The sequence below is a fragment of the Microbacterium cremeum genome (assembly GCF_015277855.1).
In the GTDB taxonomy this organism is placed as follows: domain Bacteria; phylum Actinomycetota; class Actinomycetes; order Actinomycetales; family Microbacteriaceae; genus Microbacterium; species Microbacterium cremeum.
This window is the reverse complement of sequence record NZ_CP063812.1, coordinates 322461-340733: the sequence shown is the minus strand read 5'-3', so window position 1 is coordinate 340733 and position 18273 is coordinate 322461. Positions and strand designations below refer to the sequence as shown.

Here is an 18273-nt window from a genome sequence, read left to right as displayed (position 1 = left end):
CTCACGAACACAACGGAGTCTTCATGCGCAAACGCTGGATCGCGCTCATCGTCGTGGCGGCCGTCCTGGTCGTCGCCGTCGTCGGCCTGTACTGGGCGGGCCGCAGCCTCTTCCACATGCCGACCGCGAGAGGCGTCGACTCGGTCATCGGCGAACTCGAGGGCGAGCGGGTGCTGGGGGTGTTCGCGCATCCGGACGACGAGCAGACCGTGAACGGACTGTTCTGGCGCGCGAAGACGCGCGACGGCGCCTATACCGCGATGATCACCGCGACGCGCGGCGAAGCGGGGCACCAGGTCCCCGTCGTGGCCCGACAGGAAGACCTCGGCGTCGTCCGCGAGGCCGAGGCACTCAAGAACAGCTTCGCCCTCGGCGTCGACGAGCACGAGGTGTGGGACTACCCCGACGGCGGCGTGCCCGAGGCCGACGAGGACGAACTGGTCGAGCGGCTCGTCGACACGATGAAGCGCGTGAAGCCCGACATCGTCGTGGGCTTCTGGCCGGAATCCGGCGCCACGGGCCACCTCGACCACATGGAGATGGGCCGGGTGACCGAGCTCGCGATCGCCCGGCTCGCCGAGGAGGGCGGCGCGTATCGCGGACCGGACCACCTCGTGTACACGATCAGCCCGACGACGGCGCTCGAGATCTTCGGCGGCGAGCAGGGGCGGCTCGTGGTCGAGAACCAGCCCGACCCCGAGTACGCGATGTCGGCCGAGACCGGCAAGAAGATGGAGGGCTGGCGGATCCACGCCTCGCAGGAGGACTACCTCCAGTCCGCGTACCTCCTGCCCGCGTGGCTCGTGTACCTGCTGTGGGACCAGGAGTTCTATCACGTGCGAGACCTGACTGCCGACCCGCTGGGATGACCCGGATGCCGCGGGCCGCGGCATCCGGGTTTACAACGTCGTAAATCACCTCTTTACAACGTCGTAAACCGTGGCTAGCCTGGCGACGTCGACCCCCCTTGGGGCACTCAACGACTATTTCAAGGAGGAAATGTGATGAGAGCTCTGCAACTGTCCAGTGAAGACACCGCCGGCACTGACGGGACCGGTCGCCGCAACCGGCTCGCGAAGCCCTTCGCGGCGATGGGCCTCGCCCTGGCGATGGTCCTCAGCACGGCGCCCGTCGCGGCGCAGGCCGAGGACGTGGACCTGACGCCCGGACCCACCGTCGTCGCCGACCCGGACTCGCCGACCGGCTACACCGGGCACTTCGTCTACTACAACCCCACCGCGACGAGCGTGCGCTTCGTCGGCGACATCATGCTGCGCAACTGGGAGGATCGCAGCGACCCGACCGTCTACAGCCCGTGGGACTACCGTCCCGGCCTCATGCGGGGCGGCGGCGCGTACGACGTGGAGATGACCGAGGTCGCCGACGGCTACTGGGTCACCGACGTGCCGTTGGCGGCAGGCGCCAACCAGTACTGGTTCTACGTCAACAACAACACGAGCCTGTGGGTGGCCGACCCGGCGAACTCGCCGATCTTCGCGCCCGACGGCCTCACCGGCACGGCACGACGCGCGTTCAACAAGGTGCACGTCCCCTACGACCCGGTGAAGCAGAACTACGCCCCGCTGGCCGCGCGCGAGATCGAGAACCCGCGTCCCGACTCGCCGAAGGGCACGTGGAGCTATGTGCCGATCCAGATCGGCGCCGCCGAGCGGACGGTCGGCGTGTACCTGCCGCCCGGGTACGACTCGAACCGCGCTGAGCCGTACAAGACGATCTACATGCAGCACGGCGGCGGTCAGGACCAGTCGGACTGGATGAACATGGGCGACGTCCCCGTCATCATGGACAACCTGCTCCACGACGGCACCACCGAGCCGGCGGTCGTGATCACCACGAACACCAACTACCTGGGAGCCGCCAATCAGGGTTACCCCAACCTGCGGGACATCGTCCTCCCGTTCGTCGAGGCCAACTACAACGTGTCGGCCCACCCGACGGATCGCGCGTTCGCCGGCCTGTCGGCGGGCGGGTTCGTCACGATGAACCTCATCAACTACGACCCCACCGCGTTCGGCTACTTCGGCCCGTGGAGCGGCGGCGTGCGCGTCAACGCGGCGACGCCCAACCTCGCGGTGCCGTACATCCTCTTCGGCGGCGGGGCCTGGGACTTCGGTCTGCCCAACGCCGGTCAGGTCGCGGCGCTCGACGAGGTCGGATTCATCGAGAACTCGGTCGTCGCGGGCGCGCACGACTTCAACGCCTGGAACCAGCTGTTCACGATCTGGGCGCGGGACTACCTCTGGCACCCCGAGGCCTTCATCGCCGATGAGATCAACACGATCAAGGCGGGCGTCGCGGCCGCGAGCCTCAACTCGGGCAACGCCAAGGCGCTCACGGTGAAGCTCGACCAGGCGCTCAAGCTCGTGGCGAAGGGCGACAACAGCGGCGCCGTCGAGATCCTCAACGGATTCGTCGCACAGGTCGGCGAACTCCAGAGCGCCGGCAAGCTGTCAGCGGAGCAGTCGGCGAGCCTGGTCCAGACCGCGGAGAAGATCCTCTTCAACGTCGGGTACTGGCTGTAGTCGACCGAAGGATGGGCTGCCGGCATCTCCTCGCCGGCAGCCCATCCTTCTTTTGCGCCCGCAGGGTCAGACGGCGACGAGCCGACCCGGGCGCGCGGTGGAATCCCGCACCACCAAGCGCGTGGCCAGTTCGATCCGGGTGACCTGAGGCGGCACGTCCTCGAGGAGCTGAAGCACGATCCGGGTGGCCTGCTCCGCCATCTCGCGCAGCGGCTGATGCACCGTCGACAGCCGCGGGCTGGCGAGCTCGGCGACCGCGAGGTCGTCGAACCCGACGACCGACAGGTCGCGCGGGACATCGACGCCCATGGCCCGGGCGGCATGAAGCACGCCGATCGCCTGCAGATCGTTCCCCGCGAAGACGGCCGTCGGCGGATCGGGCAACTGCAGGAGGGCGCGTGCATGCCGTTCCCCGCCGGCGCGCCGGAAGTCCCCGTACCGTACCCAGCCCGGCTCGATCCGCAGTCCTGCCGATGTCATCGCGGCCCGGTACCCATCGAGCCGCGCGAGCGAGCACATGACGTCCTCGGGCCCCGTGATCGCCGCGATGCGGCGATGGCCGAGCTCGAGCAGGTGCCGCGTGGCGGCGACGCCGCCCGACCAGTTCGCCGATCCCACCGAGGGGATCCCGGGTGCCGGGTCGCCGGCGGGGTCGATGATCACGAAGGGGATGCCGCGGGCGTCGAGCATCGCGCGCTGCTCGGGCGAGATGCCGGCGAAGAGCAGGATGATGCCCGTCGGCCCGCGGCGGACGACGGAGTCCAGCCACTCAGGCCCGGGAGCGCGCCGATCGCCGGTCACCGAGAGCGAGATCGCGAGTCCGGCTCCGGCCGCGCTCTCGCGGACGCCCTCGATGATCGCCAGTGCCCAGTCGCCGTCGAGCTCGTGGAGGACGACCTCGATGTACTCGGGCCGCTTCCTGCTCTTGCGTCGCCGGTAGCCGCTCTCGCGCAGCCGGTCCTCGACCAGAGCCCGCGTCGCGGATGAGACGTCCGGCGCGCCGTTGAGCACCTTCGAGATCGTCGTCATCGACACCCCGGTCTGGGCGGCGATCTCCTTGAGCGTCACCCGCTGGATGCGAGCCATGTCGCCCCCGACTCACTCGAGCGTCAGCACCGTCCACGACACCGGCGGAAGGGTGATGCGAACGGTCCCCTCGCCGAGTTCGACCGACGTGTTCTCCTTCGGTCGCACGCGGTCCGGGTCTTCGAGCGTGTTCGCCGCGTGGATGTCGTCGTCGAAAAGGGACGTCGCCTCCGCGCGCGAGACGCCGCCGAGGGCGAGCGTGTCGATCTCGAGCGTCACCTCCTCGGTGAGACTCCGGTTCACGGCGAACACGGTGGTCCCGCCGCCGTTGCCGTCGTGCGTGGCCACGGCGTCGACGATCGGAACGGTGCCGTAGAGCTGACTGTCGTAGGTCGGGCTGTCCAGCTTCAGCTCGAGCGCGACATCCCGTGCCAGCGTCGCGGTCAGCGAGAACGGGAAGAAGGTGGTCTGGCGCCACGCGGGCCCGCCGGGCTCGGTCATGATCGGCGCGATCACGTTCACGAGCTGAGCGAGGCTCGCCGCCGTCACGCGGTCTGCGTGGCGGATGAGCGAGATCATCAGGTTGCCGAAGACGACCGCATCCAGAACCGAGTACGAGTCCTCGAGCAGGCGAGGCGCGACGGGCCAGGTCTCGACATCCGTGATGCGTTCGACCTCCTGGTAGCGGGACTGGTACCAGACGTTCCACTCGTCGAACGAGATGTTGATGGTCTTGTCACTGCCACGGACGGCCTTGACATGGTCGGCGGTGGCCACGACGGCCTCGATGAAGCGGTCCATGTTGACCGCGGATGCCAGGAAGCTCGCGTAATCCTCGCCCTGGGGCTCGTAGTAGGCGTGGCACGAGATGAAGTCGACCTCGTCGTACGTCTGCTCGAGGACGACGCGTTCCCACTCGCCGAACGTCGGCATCTGGGCGCTCGAGCTGCCGCACACCACGAGCTCCAGATCGGGGTCGATCTGCCGCATGGCGCTCGCCGTGGCCGCCGCGAGCTGCGCGTACTGCTCGGCCGTGCTGTGACCCAGCTGCCACGGTCCGTCCATCTCGTTGCCGAGGCACCACATCCGGATGCCGTGGGGCTCGGGATGCCCGTTGGCGATGCGCTGATCGGACCAGTGCGTGCCGGATCGGTGGTTGGCGTACTCCAGCACGTCGAGCGCTTCCAGCACGCCGCGGGTTCCGAGGTTGACCGCGTACATCAGCTCGCCGCCGACCTTCTCCAGCCACGTCGCGAACTCGTCGAGCCCGATCTCGTTCGTCTCGGTGGAGTGCCACGCGAGATCCAGCCGCCGAGGCCGCTTCTCACGCGGGCCGACGCCGTCCTCCCAGCGGTACCCCGACACGAAGTTGCCGCCGGGGTACCGGATGGTCGAGACGCCCAGCTCCCTGACCAGCTCCACGACGTCACCACGGAACCCGTGCTCGTCGGCGGTCGGGTGCGACGGCTCGTAGATGCCGTCGTACACGCAGCGGCCCAGGTGCTCGACGAACGAGCCGAAGAGGCGCCGGTGGATGGGACCGACCTCGAAGTGCGGGTCGATGGTGAGGTGTGCGTGGATCATTCTTCTCTTCCAGGGCAGGCGGAACGGGGGCGAGGTGGCGCGGGGAGCCGGCTCACTTGAGGCTTCCGATCGACAGCCCGCCCTGCCAGTACTTCTGCAGTGCGAGGAAGGCGATGATCAGCGGGATCACCGAGACGAGCGAGCCCAGGATGATGATGCTCCACAGGCTCTGTCCGCCTGCGGCGCCGTACGTCGACGCGGTGGACTGCCACAGCCCGATGCCGACGGTCACGGGGAAGAGCCTGTTGTCGGAGAGCATCACGAGCGGAAGGAAGTAGTTGTTCCACGACGCGACGGTCGACAGGAGCAGCACCGTCACGATCGCGGGGCGCAGCAGCGGCAGCGCGACCTGCAGGAACGTCCGGAACTCCCCCGCGCCGTCCACCCGCGCGGCATCCAGGAGCTCGTCGGGCACCGAGTCCCGGGCGTAGACGTTCATGAGGTACACCCCGAACGGGTTGAGCAGCGTGGGCAGGATCACCGCCCAGATCGTGTTCGTCCAGCCGACCTGTGCGAACAGGACGAACGTGGGGATGACGAGCGCCGTCGTCGGCACCATGACGGCGCCGAGGAGGATCGCGAAGGAGGCTCTCCGCCCCGCGAAGCGGTACTTCGCGAACCCGTACCCGGCGAGCACCGCGAGCACCGTGGCGCCGATGCCGCCCGCGATGGCGTACAGGGCGGAGTTCCCGAGCCAGCGCGCGTAGATGCCGCCGCCATAGGTGAACAGGTCGACCAGATTCTCGAGGTAGTTGATGTCGGGCGCGAACCAGAGGGCGCTCGTGCCTCCGAACAGCCCGGCCGCACTCTTCGAGCTGTTCACGATGACCCACCAGAAGGGGACCAGGAAGTAGATCATCAGCAGCGCCAGCACGATGTTCAGCGAGACGCGCCCGCGCGGGCGCGGAGTCCGCTTTCGCTCGATCTGGCTGCCCGGCGTCCGGCGCGTGACGATGCGCTCGGTGGGGGTGACGCTCATGAGAAGATGCTCCCTCGCTTGCGGGTGGCGAACAGGAAGATGTAGACGCACAGGAACACCACTGCACCCAGCGCGAATGAGATCGCCGAGCCGTAGTTGTAGTTCGCCAGCGAGAAGGCCTGCTGGTACGCGTACATGTTCGGGGTGAAGTCGTCGGGGATGGCTCCGGCGGCGAGCTGCTGCAGGATCTTCGGCTCGTTGAAGAACTGCAGCGTGCCGATGAGCGCGAAGACCAGGATCAGCAGGAGGGCCGGAGCCAGCAGCGGGATCTTGATCCGCAGCACGATCTGCCACTGGGACGCCCCGTCGATGCGCGCCGCCTCGTACAGGGTGGGGTCGATCCCCTGCAGCGCGGCGTACAGGATGATCATGTAGTAGCCGGCCCATTGCCACGTGACGATGTTGAGAAGGCCGTAGAAGATCAGCCCGCGACTCAGGAAATCAGGGGCTGTGGCGCCGAAAGTTGCGAAGAGCTCCGCGAGCGGACCGAAGTTGTCGCTGTAGAGGAACCCCCACATCAGGGCGCCGATGACGGTCGGGATCGCGTACGGCATGAAGATCATCAGGCGCGAGAACCGTGCGAACCGCGTGACGACGATGTCGAGCATCAGCGCGATCGCGAGCGACACCGCCATCTGAAGCGGGATGAGCACGAGCGAGAAGCGGATGACGAACCACACCCCGTCGAGGAAGGATGGGTCGGTGAAGGCCTTGGCGTAGTTGCCGAAGAGGACGAACCTCGTGCCTCCGATCAGCGACTTCTGGAACAGGCTGAGGTAGAGCGCGAAGCCGATCGGCAGCACCAGGAACGCGAGGAAGACGATCGCGAACGGCCCGACGAAGAGCCAGCCGGTGCGGTTCTGCCGCGCATTGGTCGAGCGACGATGCCCCTTCTTCGTCAGGGGGCTTGCTGTTGAGGCGGTCATGATTTCTCCGGATCTGGAAGGGATGACCGAGGGCCGGCCCGCACGAGCACGGACCGGCCCTGCGTGTCAGGTCACTTGACGGTGAACCCCTGCTCCTCTGCGTAGGCCACGACGGCCGCCTGCAGGGAGTCCGCGGCCTCGGAGCCGGTGGCGGCTCCGTCGTTGATCCGGGCGATCTCCTTGGTGAGCTGGGAGTAGTAGAACTGTCCGAGCGGCGTGTACGTCATGCCTTCATAGGCGTTGGCCGCCGGCACGTACACCTCCTTGTTGGCCTGCTGGCCGCTGAAGAAGGGCACCTCGTAGTCGAGGAACTCCTGCGACTCGAGCACATTGACGTTCAGAGGGAAGATGATCTGGTTCTGCCAGCCATCGTCCAGCGACGCCGGATCCGCGTAGACGCCGAACGCCACCTTGGCCGCGAGCTCAGGGTTGCTCGCCTGGCTCGACACCGAGAAGGCGGACCCGCCCCAGTTGATCGCGATCGGGTTGTCCGGATCCCACTGCGGCATCGGGGCGGTCGCCCACACACCGGCGTCCGCGCCTTCGCCGACGCCTGCGCCCTGCAGGTAGCCGGGCGCCCAGGCAGCCGAGAGGTAGGTGGCGTAGTCGCCGCCGATCACACCGGCGATGTACTCGGGGGTGAACTGGTCCTCCGTGCCGACAAGACCCTTCTCGACGAGGCCGGCCCAGTAGTCCAGGACTTCCTTGACCTCGTCGCTGTCGAGGTCGATCCCGATCTCACCCTCGTTGGCGGGGTCGTACTCGAACGGCTGCGCGCCGTTCTGGTACATCAGGGCGGTGACCTCCGCGGGCTGGTTCGCGGCGAAGCTTGCGAACACCGGGCCTCCGGCATCCTTCACCGCCTGCGCGGTCTCTTCGAGCTCGGCCCACGTCGTCGGCGGGGTGATGCCGTACTCGTCGAAGATGTCGGTGCGGTAGATCATGCCCATGGGGCCGCCGTCGACCGGGGCGCCGTAGATCCCGTCACCGACAGAGACGTCCTTCCATGCGCCCTCGCTGAAGTTGTCCTTCACGTCCTCGTAGCCGAGGTCGTTGAGCTCGACGAGGGCGTCCTGGGCCTGGAAGGTGGCGATCCGGTCGGCCTCGACCATCATGACGTCGGGGGCGCCGCTGCCGGCCGAGATGGCGGTCTGGAACTTGTCGTACGCGTCACCGCCGGCGCCGGCGTTCGTCCAGCAGACCTGGACCTCGTCGTTCTGCTCGTTGAAGTTGTCGACGACGAGCTCCATGTTCGGATACCAAGCCCACATGGTGACGACCGGCAGGTCTTCCTTGGGGATCGTGTTGGTGCAGTTCGTCGCGGCGTTGCCGCCATCGCCATCGGCATTGCCGCCGTCGCCTCCGGGAGAGCAGGCGGCGAGAGCGCCGAGCATGGCGAGCGTCGTGACCGCAGCAAGGACGTTCTTCGTCTTCACTGGAGTTTCCTTTCGGTTGCGGGACTTCTTCGTCGGTGCGCGACCGTTCCGACGTGGACCACTCGGGAAGCGGTTGTGTACGGTTCGGTCTACAACGTTGTAGAACAACATTTGCTGACACTTTCCCACCGGCGCAGGCCACTGTCAAGTACGTCCCGAAATTTCCTGGGGCGAGTTCGAAAGTTCGGTTTGCAACGATGTATGTTCGCCAGGTGCGATCGCGGGGGCCGACCGGTGGTCCCCGGTGTGCGCGGCGGACGCGCAGTAGAGTAAGACATCCACAGGAAAGCGGGAGCGTCGATGGGACCGACGATGCACGATGTCGCCCGGGTGGCGGGCGTCTCGATCAAGACGGTCTCGAACGTCATCAACGACTACCCGCACGTGCGTCCGGGCACGCGGGATCGCGTGATCGAAGCGATCGAACAGCTCGACTACCGCCCGAACCTCTCGGCTCGCGGACTGCGGTCGGGGCGCACCGGCGTCATCGGGCTCGCCGTCCCCTCGCTTCGCGAGAACTACTTCGCCGAGCTCGCCGATGCCGTCATCCGGGCGGCTGAGAAGCGTGGGCTGGGCGTCATGGTCGAGCAGACCAGCGGACAGCGCGATGCCGAGCTACAGGCGGTGGCGAGCAGCCGGCCCCGTTTCCTCGACGGCCTGCTGTTCAGCCCGGTCAGCCTCGGGCAGGAGGATGCCGCGGCACTGGCGGTCGATGGACCGCTCGTGCTCCTCGGCGAGCGGATCTTCGGCGGCCCGACAGACCACGTCACGATGCACAACATGTCGTCCGCGCAGGCCGCCGTCGAGCATCTGCTGTCGATCGGCCGGCGGCGCATCGCGCTGGTCGGCGCCGATCTGCACGGCGGCCAGGAGCCGAGCTCTGCGAACCTTCGGCTGAAAGGCTACGTGCGCGCCCTCGAGGAGGCGGGGATCGGGCTCGACCCGACCCTCGTGCGTCCCACCGAGATGTCGCGCTGGAACCGCGCCGGCGGCGCGGCGGCGATCCATCTCATGGTCCGCGAGGGCGTCGCCTTCGATGCCGTGTTCGCGCTCAGCGACACGCTCGGCCTGGGCGTGCTCCGCGCGCTCCGCGAGGAGGGCATCTCGGTGCCCGACGACGTCGCGGTCATCGGCTTCGACAACATCGACGAGGGCAAGTACTCGGTGCCGTCGATGACCACCGTCGATCCGGGGCGCGACGAGATCGCCGCGATCGCGGTCGACCGGCTCATCGAGCGGATCAACGAGAAGGGCGAGCGGCGGCCGCCCGAGACCTTCAAGCCCGCCTTCCGGATCGTCGCGCGCGAGTCGACGGGCTTCACGAGCGCCGACGACGAATAGCCCGGGCCCGCGGCGTCAGATCACGTCCTCCGACCACGGGTCGGGGTGCCCGTAGCGGTGCGCGGTGATCGTGACCGACTGCTCGCGCAGGAACGGCAGCAACTCGAGGCGCCCGGCCGTCGTCACGTCGCCGTCGAAGATCGCGAGGTCGGGGTCGCCGCCGATCGCGGTCGAGAGCCAGCGTCGCAGCGCGCCGACGCTCGCGCGCGGCCCGATGAGCCGCACGCGCGACGGGCGGGCGTGGGATGCCTCGGCCTGCGCGAGCAGCGGGTCCTCGGGTTCGGCGGGGCGGGCGATGCGGTCGAGCCACTGCTCGTCGGTCTCGACGAACACCTCGACGCCCTGGTCGCCGAGGGCGCGGCGCACACCCGCCGGAAGGCCGAGCGGCGCGCTCAGCGACGTGGCCGACCCGGCGCGGATGCCCGCGACCACCACCCGCAGCACCGCCGGCCACGTCGCGTCGGCGGTGGCCCGCAGAGCGACGGACGGCACCGGCCGGTACCGGAACAGATTGCGTTCGATGCCCAGTCGCGAGACGTCCTTGACTCGGCCGAACTCGCGGTCCCACGAGATGGCGTCCGACAGAGCGCCGCGGCGCAGCCACTCGAACGACTCGTAGTCCAGCGACGGCTGCGCCGCCTCGATGACCGCCGAGATGCGCGAGTCGAGACCCCGCAGGTGCAGCGAGGTCGACGCGGCTCCCCCGGTCGTGGCGCGCCAGCGCCCGAGCCCCGTGAGGTAGTTGGGTCCGCCGGCCTTCGCACCGCCGCCGACCGATGACCGCTTCCAGCCGCCGAAGGGCTGCCGCTGCACGATCGCGCCGGTGATGCCGCGGTTGACGTAGAGGTTGCCCGCCTCGACGCGCTCGAGCCACAGCGCGAGATCGTCGGGGTTCTGCGTGTGCAGGCCGGCGGTGAGTCCGTAGTCGACGGCGTTCTGCAGCTCGATCGCCTGCGACAGCGACGAGGCGTGCATGATGCCGAGCACCGGCCCGAAGAACTCCTCGCGGTGGAAGCGCGAGCCCGGCTGCACACCGGTGCGGATGCCGGGGGTCCAGAGCCGGCCCGCGTACTCCGGCCCCGCATCCACCGGCCGCGGCTCGACGAGCCACTGCTCGCCGTGGTCGAGCGTCGTGAGCGCCCAGTGGAGCTTGCCGCGCGGCGGCTCGATCACCGGACCGACCTCCGACAGCGGATCGGACGGCGGCCCGACGCGCAACGAGGTGACGGCATCCACCACCTGACGGGCGAAGCGCCGCGAATGCCCGACGGGTCCGGTGAGGATCGCGAGCGACGCCGCCGAGCACTTCTGCCCGGCATGGCTGAACGCGCTCTTGACGAGGTCGGCGACGGCGAGGTCGAGGTCGGCCGAGGGCATGACGATGATCGCGTTCTTGCCGCTGGTCTCGGCGTGCAGATCGAGGTCGGGTCGCCACGAGCGGAACAGCGCGGCGGTCTCGTACGACCCGGTGAGGATGACGCGGTCCACGCTCGGGTGCGTGACGAGCTGCCGCCCGAGCCCGCTTTCGTCGACGTCGACCAGCGCGAGCACCTCGCGTGGGACGCCGGCGTCCCACAGCGCTTCGGCGATGACGGCGGCGCAGCGGCGCGCCTGCGGCGCCGGCTTGAAGACGACGCCCGAGCCTGCGGCGAGCGCGGCGAGCACACCGCCCGACGGGATCGCGATGGGGAAGTTCCAGGGCGGCGTGACCACGGTGAGCCGCGACGGCTCGAACACGGCGCCGCTCACGCGGTCGAGCTCGCGCGCGGTCGCGGCGTAGTAGTTCGCGAAGTCGACGGCCTCGCTCACCTCGATGTCGGCCTCGGCGAACACCTTTCCGGTCTCGGACGCCGCAACCTCGATCAGCTCGCCACGCCGGGCCTCGAGGGCACGTGCCGCATCGGCCAGCACCGCGGCACGATCGGCCGCGGGCATCGCACCCCAGGAGGCCGCAGCATCCGTCACCCGCCGCACGATGTCGTCGAGCGTCGCCTCGTCGGTCACGCGCGCCGCGGCGAGCGTCGCGTCGCCGGCACGCGACGTCTCGATGCGCGACAGGATGCCTCGAGCCCACGCGCGATTGCCGGGCAGGGCGGGATCGGTGTCGGGCGCGTTGCGGAACCCGGGTGCACCCGCCGCGCGGGTCGCCGACTCGCGCGGGGCGAACACCGCCGTCTCGACGAACGCCTCGCCCGCGAACATCTGCTCAGGAGCCGACGGCGCCAGCGGCGCGGTGTCTTCGCTCGCCGCCGACCGCGCGATCCCGAGCACCGCCTGGGTGAGCCCGCCGGTCTCGTCTTCGGCGGGCGCGGCCCGCAGCAGCCGAGCGCGGGCACGCGGTGAATCGGGCGGCGCGGCGGTGCGGTCCTGCACGCGCCGAGGGCCGGTCGCGAGGCCGGGGTCGTCGGCCCGCTCGAGCGAGGCGAGGAACCGGTCGCGCTCGCGCTCGACGAGCGCCGGGTCGTCGGCGAGGCGGAATGCCGCAGACAGGAAGTTCTCGTCGGACGCGTTCTCGTCCAGGCGTCGCACCAGGTAGCTGATCGCGACGTCGAACTCGTCGGGGTGCACCACCGGCACGTACAGCAGCACCGGACCGACCTCGCGCGAGACGACCTCGACCTGGCCCTGCGCCATGCCCAGCAGCATCTCGAACTCGACGGACTCACGGACGCCCCCGGTCGCCGAGCCGGTCGACGCGCCGCCTGCGAGGAGCCACGCGTACGCGATGTCGAAGAGGTTGTGCCCGGCGACCCCGACTCGCAGGGACTGCGTCACCTCGGGCCGGAGCGCGAATCGCAGGCAGCGGAGGTAGTTGGCGTCGGTGTCGACCTTCGCGTCGTACGTGGCGGTGGACCACCCGTGCATCACGGCGTCCACCCGCTCCATCGCGAGGTTCGCGCCCTTGACGAGCCGCACCTTGATGCGCGCGCCGCCGGCCGCGACACGGTCGCGGGCCCACGCGGTGAGTTCCTGCAGGGCGGGCAGCGCATCCGGCAGATACGTCTGCAGCACGATGCCCGCCTCGAGCTGCCGCAGTCGCGGATCCTCCAGGAGTTTCGTGAAGACGGCGATCGTGAGGTCGAGGTCGCGGTACTCCTCCATGTCGAGGTTGATGAAGGTCGGCGAGCTCTGCGAGCCAGCCTGTCCTGAACCTGCCGACGGGTCGGAGGCGGCAGTGAGATACAGGGGCAGCAGTCGCTCGACGACCTTCTCGACGGTCTCGTCGAATGCCCACATCGAGATGTGGCTGGCGATGGCGGAGACCTTGACCGAGACGTAGTCGACGTCGGGCCGGCGGATGAGCTCGTGGATGCCGTCGAGCCGGCGCAGCGCCTCGCGCTCGCCCAGCACCGCTTCGCCGAGGAGGTTGAGGTTGAGCCTCGCGCCGCCCTCGCGGAGCGCCGCGAGCGCCGGGCCGAGCTTCTCGGGCCGCGCGTCGCCGATGAGGTGGCCGACCATCTCGCGCAGCGCGCGCCGCGCGATCGGCACGACCGGGGTCGGCAGCACGGGTGCGACCGCGCCGCCGACCTGCACGGCGCGGCGGAGGTACCAGGGCAGGAACTCGGGCACGAGCGGGGCGATGCGGTGCAGCTGAGCCGCCGCGGCGGCGAGGCTCTCGGGACGCATCACGCCGTCGACGAAGCCGATCGTGAACGGCAGGCCGTTCGGGTCTTCGAGCACGTCAGCGAGGCGCTGGGCGGCTGGATCGACATCGACGTCCGCGCTCTCGGCGATCCAGCGCTCTGCGAGCGCCACCGCCTCGGCGGCGAGGGCATCACCGGCAGCGGGGCGGTCGGTGTCGCCCGGGTACGGGTCGGTCACCATGAGCCCAGCCTAGGGTCTCGTGCGGCACCGGCTCCGGATCCACGTCGCGTGCGGTCGATCCCGGATGCCGAGCCCGGCACCCCTAGGCTGTTCGCGTGTCCGATTCGCCCGACGCCGCGCCCGTGCGCAAGCGCCGCTTCGGGTGGATCCGTGCGGCGACAGACCGGATGCCGACGAAGTGGTTCGTCGGCATCGCCACGGGCGTGTTCCTCGTCGCCACCGCCGCGTTCGGAGGCCTCGCGACCGCCGCGCCGCCGGAGTTGGCGAAGCTCGAGCCCGGCGAGGCGCACGTGACCGACCAGCGCTCCCTGACGGTCACGCGCGCGGTGCTCATCGACGAGCTCCCGGGAGTCGGCGTGTACCCCGAGGAGGGCGAGCGCGTGCTGGCGCTCGTCGTCGATGTCGAGAATCGCTGGGACGAGCCGCAAAAGGCGGAGGGTTCGGACAGCATCGGGGCTTCGTTCACCATCGGGGGAATGGACACCGACGCGGAATCGTCGGTCGCGCGGTTCGACGATGCGACCCGCTCACCGGAACTGCAGCCGGGCGTTCCGGCCGAGCTCGTGTACGCGTGGGCGGTGGATGCCGACGAGTACGAGGCCGGCGAGGAGCTGACGGTGATGCTTCGCGAGCTGTCGCTGTACACGGGCTCGTTCGTGATGACGGGGCAGACGTGGACCGATCCCGTGACCGTGGCGACGATGACCCTCGAGATAGAGGACGTCGGCGCCGGAGCCGACCAGGGGGAGGCCGGCGATGACGGCTGAACCCGAGACAGGAGCGATCGCCACGGGAGCGACAGCCGCAAGCCCCGCGACTGCCGGCGTGGCGCCGGACTCCCAGGGCCCGCCGACGGCGCCCATCGCGCCGTCGAGCCGTCTCCCAGGCTGGGCGACGTGGGCGATCGGCTCCGGCCTCATCGGCCTCGCCTGGTTCGTCGCACTCATGACTCCGGGGGAGGAGCAGGCACAGGCGCCGTTCCCGGTCGCGGCGGCGATCGGCGAGCCGGCGATGGGGCGCAACCTCAGTGCGACGATCACGGACGTTCGGCGCGCCGCCGAAGTCATGGACACGGACGGCTGGATGGCGGAGGGGAACTGGCTCGTCGTCGACCTGCAGGCCGCGTCCGTCCTCTCCGAGGGCGGAGCCATCAAGCACGCGATCCTCGAGGTCGATGGGGTCCGGTTCAGCGCCAGCGGTCGCCCGGAGTCCCTGCTCGACACGACGATGACGGCGGGCGTCGCCCAGACCGGCAGCCTCGCGTTCGAGCTTCCGCAGGACCTCTCGGCGGGAGCGGGCAGGCTGGAGCTCGCGCTCGCGAAGGACGTGCGGCTCGACTCCATGATCGTGCTGTCGCTCGACCTCGCCGACGTGCCGGTCGTCGACGAGGCCGAGTTGGCTGAGACGGGCTGGGTGAGCCCGTGACCGGGTGGTGGCGGTCCAACGCGATCGCACTCGGTGCCCTCGTGGTGCTGGTTCCAGCCGCGGTGGTGACGATGTCGTGGAATGAGTGGGCCGGGTTGCGGCAGGCCACGGAGCCGATCAGCGTGGCGTCCGGGGAGTCCGTCCGGTACGCCGATGCGCTCGTGGGACCTGTCGCAGCGGAATTCACAAGGTTGCCGCAGGCGCCGCAGGACGCACGGGTCGTCACCGTCACTGTGCCGATCGACCCGGGCGATCCGGCGATCGCCTGCTCCCCCTTCGTCCTGAGGGAGGTGGGCGGCGCGAGGAGAGAGTGGGCACCCCGAAGCGATCTCGGGCGGGAGTGGGACTCGGATCGCAAGACCTATTGCGACGACGAGGCCACGGCACCGTACGAGGTCGAACTCGACTACCTCGTACCGGAGGACGCGTCGGGCCCGTTCACCGTCGAGTTCGGGTCCGCGGGATCGTACCCGGAGTTCGTGAGCGCCGTCGTCACGCCCTGAGCGGCGGAGGTCGGGTGATCGGTCAGCGAACCATCCGCCGAGACGGGCGCCCCGGCATCCGTCGTCTTCTCGGCTTCGGCTTCGCGCGTGCGGAGCTTGCCGATCACGGCGTCGTACCCGCCCGCGACGAGAGCGATGCGGATGGGCTCGATCAACAGCGGTGCGATGAGGAAGATCAGCTGGTCGTTCACGACCCAGAAGTCGCCGAGATCCTGCGGCCCGAAGGCGCGCGGGATCGCCCACTCGAGGGCCCCTTGCAGCCCGAGCAGCAGCGTGTAGAGCAGCACGAAGCCGCCGATCAGCACCGGCCCGGCCCGCCACATGAGCACGAACGCGCGGCCGATGGGTGTGAAGCGGCCGACCAGATCGCTCCAGATGTCGGCGAGCCGAGCCCGCAGACGCTGCGGCAACGAGCGGTAGCGGGAACGGAGGCGGCGGACCACCTCGCCGCCAAGCTGGTCGGTCGAGACCGCCCGAGGCGCGACCGCCTGGCCGTAGACGACCCCCGAGATCGTGAGCCACGCGACGGGAAGGAGGATGATGCCGCCCGCCTCGCCGAGGAACCACTCGACGCCTTCCCAGATCCACGCGAGCGGCGCGAACCCGGCGGTGATCGCCTCCCGGAGGTCGGCGAGCCACACCATCGCCTGGCGCGAACCGACCCACGAAGTCACCATGCCGAGCGCGAGGCCCACGACGGTCACCGTGTAGTAGACCCACAGGGCTTCGAGGTATGCCGCAAAACCGCCCGTCCACCGCGGGAGCTTCTCGCGGTGGCGCTTCCACAACAACCGCAGCGCGAAGGCGATGACGACGATCGCGATCGTGAGGGGGGTGATGGTGAGTTCGCCGACCAGCCCGTCCCCGACCATCTCCGCCGCGGCGCCCTCTTCGCCGGCGAGCTCGGCCGCCAGCTGCTGCCATCGCACCTGGTCGGTGACTTCGAGCACTCGCGCCGAGTACGCCACAGCGTCTTCACGCAGGTATCCCCACGCCGCATAGAACGCGAAGAACGGCAGGATGCCGGTCATCAGAGCGTCGAGGAACTCGCGCCGCCGCGCCGCTGGGTCGGTCGGGACCGGTGCGATGGCGTTGAGCTGGCGCATGCCGTCGCGCAGCACCAGGAACATCGCGACGAGCGCGATGAGGCGCGCGAGGATGGCGAGAGGCAGCAGCAGCGACCCCGCGACGGCGCTGTAGGCGCCGACGAACCCCGCGAACTCGATGAGGACGTAGCGAGCCAGGATGGCGCCCAGGTACCACGCGAGCAGGGCGGGCCAGTGCCGCCACAGCAGGCGGCCGGCGACCTGGAGCACAGCGAGCACGTCCCCACGCTAGCGGTGCGCGGGTTCGTGCGCCGCGCACCGCTCGCCGCCGCGGGTCAGGCGCGCTCGGGGTGATCCGTCCGATCGGCGCGGTCGGCGCGGTCCGCGCGCGTCGGCGGGTGCACCACCTCGTCCGCGGCGACCTCGTCGTGGTGATCGGTGTCGTCGCCGTCGCGCCGGTACTCGCGTCGAAGGCCGTCGTCACTCACGCCGACGGGTCGCTCCGGCGGGGTGTCGGCATCGCTCGCGTCGTCGACGTACGGGTCGACGTCGTCGGCCTTGCGCAGCGTCTCGGCCTGCTCGGCGCGCAGCTTCTCGGCATCCGCTCGGTGCTCGTCGATCGTGCTGGTACGCCGTTCGGCGTCGATCGAGGCCTCGGCGGCACGTGCCTTCGCAGCCTCTGCCGCGGCCGCTGAGGCCGCCGCGTCTGCGCGCGCCCGGGCGGCCTCGGCCTCGTGCTCGCGCGCTTCGAGTTCGGTCTCGCGGGCGCTTTCTCGCAGCTTCTCGGCCCGCTGGTGCCGGTGCTCGAGCTGTCGCGCCTGCCGCTTGCGTGACGTCATGATCATCGCGATCACGACGATCGCGAGCAGGATGACGATACCGACGATGATCCAGATCAGGGTGCTCGTATCCACGAGTGCACTCCTTCCCCTCGCGCGCCGGAGGAGGATTCCGGCGCTCCCGATCCCTACGCAACCCCACCGCGCGACGCGGGGCAAACGGCTTGCGCGGCGCCAGGCGGTGCGCTACGTGCTCAGTTCCAGGTGCTCGGGGCGTCGGCGCGCGTGGGAGGCAGGGCGGATGCCGCGGCCCACTCGTGCACCCACTCCTCCACTTCCGGGATCCCCTCGGGGCGCCCGACGGCCGCGAACAGCTCCTCGTGCGACAGCGTGCCCCCGGACCGCTTCATCATGCGCGCGCGGATGATGGCGCGCGCGTAGACCTCGCCGTCGACGACAGCGCGGTGCTCGAGGTACACCGCCTTGTCGTCATGGCCGATCATGCGCGACTCGACGTCGAACCGCTGCCACAGGTTCAGCGACTTGCGGAACGTGACCGTCTCGCTCGAGACCACCGCGTACCACCCGCGCGCCTTCATGACGTCCCACAGCCCGGTGCGCACGAGCAGATCCCAGCGTCCGAGATCGAACAGCGACAGGTAGCGGCCGTTGTTCATGTGCTGCAGCAGGTCGATGTCGGTCGGGAGGGTGGTCAACCGCACCCGCCCGACCTCGGTGGGCCCGAGCCGCCCCGACCGTCGCACGCGGCGCCGCGCCGTGAGCATCACCATCAGGGTCCGCCAGATCACGTTCACGAGGTGCGATGGTAGCGACCCTCGCCTGGATCACCGATTCGATTG

General features: G+C 69.6%; 15 protein-coding genes. 6 read left to right on the top strand and 9 right to left on the bottom strand.

Annotation, left to right across the window (positions count from 1 at the left end):
- Positions 1-23 precede the first annotated feature (23 nt).
- On the top strand, positions 24-869 hold the full coding sequence (locus IM778_RS01505) for a PIG-L deacetylase family protein (RefSeq protein WP_194410340.1): 846 nt from the start codon (positions 24-26) through the stop codon (positions 867-869).
- Positions 870-1004: 135 nt separating this feature from the next.
- Positions 1005-2543, top strand: coding sequence for an alpha/beta hydrolase (locus tag IM778_RS01500; protein ID WP_228484684.1), 1539 nt, complete (start codon positions 1005-1007; stop codon positions 2541-2543).
- A 66-nt stretch (positions 2544-2609) separates the two neighbouring features.
- On the opposite strand, the gene IM778_RS01495 is transcribed toward IM778_RS01500, so the two are convergent.
- The 5 genes from IM778_RS01495 to IM778_RS01475 form a co-directional block, all read right to left on the bottom strand.
- A complete protein-coding gene (locus tag IM778_RS01495) occupies positions 2610-3629 on the bottom strand; it encodes a LacI family DNA-binding transcriptional regulator (RefSeq protein WP_194410339.1) in 1020 nt (339 codons plus the stop codon).
- A gap of 12 nt (positions 3630-3641) precedes the next feature.
- Entirely contained in the window at positions 3642-5153 is a 1512-nt protein-coding gene (arfA, locus tag IM778_RS01490) for an arabinosylfuranosidase ArfA (RefSeq protein WP_194410338.1), read from the bottom strand.
- 52 nt (positions 5154-5205) lie between these two features.
- Positions 5206-6132, bottom strand: coding sequence for a carbohydrate ABC transporter permease (locus IM778_RS01485; protein ID WP_228484683.1), 927 nt, complete (start codon positions 6130-6132; stop codon positions 5206-5208).
- Positions 6129-7058: a carbohydrate ABC transporter permease gene (locus IM778_RS01480; RefSeq protein WP_194410337.1), complete on the bottom strand. Its 930-nt coding sequence runs from the start codon at positions 7056-7058 to the stop codon at positions 6129-6131. The genes IM778_RS01485 and IM778_RS01480 overlap by 4 nt, the downstream gene beginning before the upstream one ends.
- 71 nt (positions 7059-7129) lie before the next feature.
- Positions 7130-8494, bottom strand: a complete 1365-nt coding sequence (locus IM778_RS01475) for an ABC transporter substrate-binding protein (protein ID WP_194410336.1) — start codon at positions 8492-8494, stop codon at positions 7130-7132.
- A gap of 312 nt (positions 8495-8806) precedes the next feature.
- Here IM778_RS01475 and IM778_RS01470 point away from each other — a divergent pair, with 312 nt between their 5' ends.
- A complete protein-coding gene (locus tag IM778_RS01470) occupies positions 8807-9835 on the top strand; it encodes a LacI family DNA-binding transcriptional regulator (protein ID WP_237684668.1) in 1029 nt (342 codons plus the stop codon).
- Positions 9836-9850: 15 nt separating this feature from the next.
- Here IM778_RS01470 and IM778_RS01465 read toward each other — a convergent pair whose 3' ends face one another.
- On the bottom strand, positions 9851-13660 hold the full coding sequence (locus IM778_RS01465) for a bifunctional proline dehydrogenase/L-glutamate gamma-semialdehyde dehydrogenase (RefSeq protein WP_194410334.1): 3810 nt from the start codon (positions 13658-13660) through the stop codon (positions 9851-9853).
- Positions 13661-13755: 95 nt separating this feature from the next.
- Between IM778_RS01465 and IM778_RS01460 the strand changes: the two genes are divergently transcribed.
- The 3 genes from IM778_RS01460 to IM778_RS01450 are packed head-to-tail and all read left to right on the top strand — an operon-like array spanning position 13756 to position 15588.
- Entirely contained in the window at positions 13756-14427 is a 672-nt protein-coding gene (locus IM778_RS01460; RefSeq protein ID WP_228484682.1) for a hypothetical protein, read from the top strand.
- A complete protein-coding gene (locus tag IM778_RS01455; protein WP_228484681.1) occupies positions 14417-15085 on the top strand; it encodes a DUF4352 domain-containing protein in 669 nt (222 codons plus the stop codon). Before IM778_RS01460 ends, IM778_RS01455 begins: the two co-directional genes overlap by 11 nt.
- Entirely contained in the window at positions 15082-15588 is a 507-nt protein-coding gene (locus tag IM778_RS01450) for a hypothetical protein (protein ID WP_194410333.1), read from the top strand. Before IM778_RS01455 ends, IM778_RS01450 begins: the two co-directional genes overlap by 4 nt.
- Here the strand turns inward: IM778_RS01450 and IM778_RS01445 are convergent.
- The 3 genes from IM778_RS01445 to IM778_RS01435 form a co-directional block, all read right to left on the bottom strand.
- Positions 15492-16913 carry a hypothetical protein gene (locus IM778_RS01445; protein ID WP_194410332.1) on the bottom strand — a complete coding sequence of 474 codons (1422 nt, stop codon included), beginning with the start codon at positions 16911-16913 and terminating at the stop codon, positions 15492-15494. The genes IM778_RS01450 and IM778_RS01445 overlap by 97 nt on opposite strands.
- Before the next feature lie 56 nt (positions 16914-16969).
- A complete protein-coding gene (locus IM778_RS01440; RefSeq protein WP_194410331.1) occupies positions 16970-17548 on the bottom strand; it encodes a hypothetical protein in 579 nt (192 codons plus the stop codon).
- 119 nt (positions 17549-17667) lie between these two features.
- Positions 17668-18228, bottom strand: a complete 561-nt coding sequence (locus tag IM778_RS01435) for a thioesterase family protein (RefSeq protein WP_194410330.1) — start codon at positions 18226-18228, stop codon at positions 17668-17670.
- Positions 18229-18273: the final 45 nt, after the last annotated feature.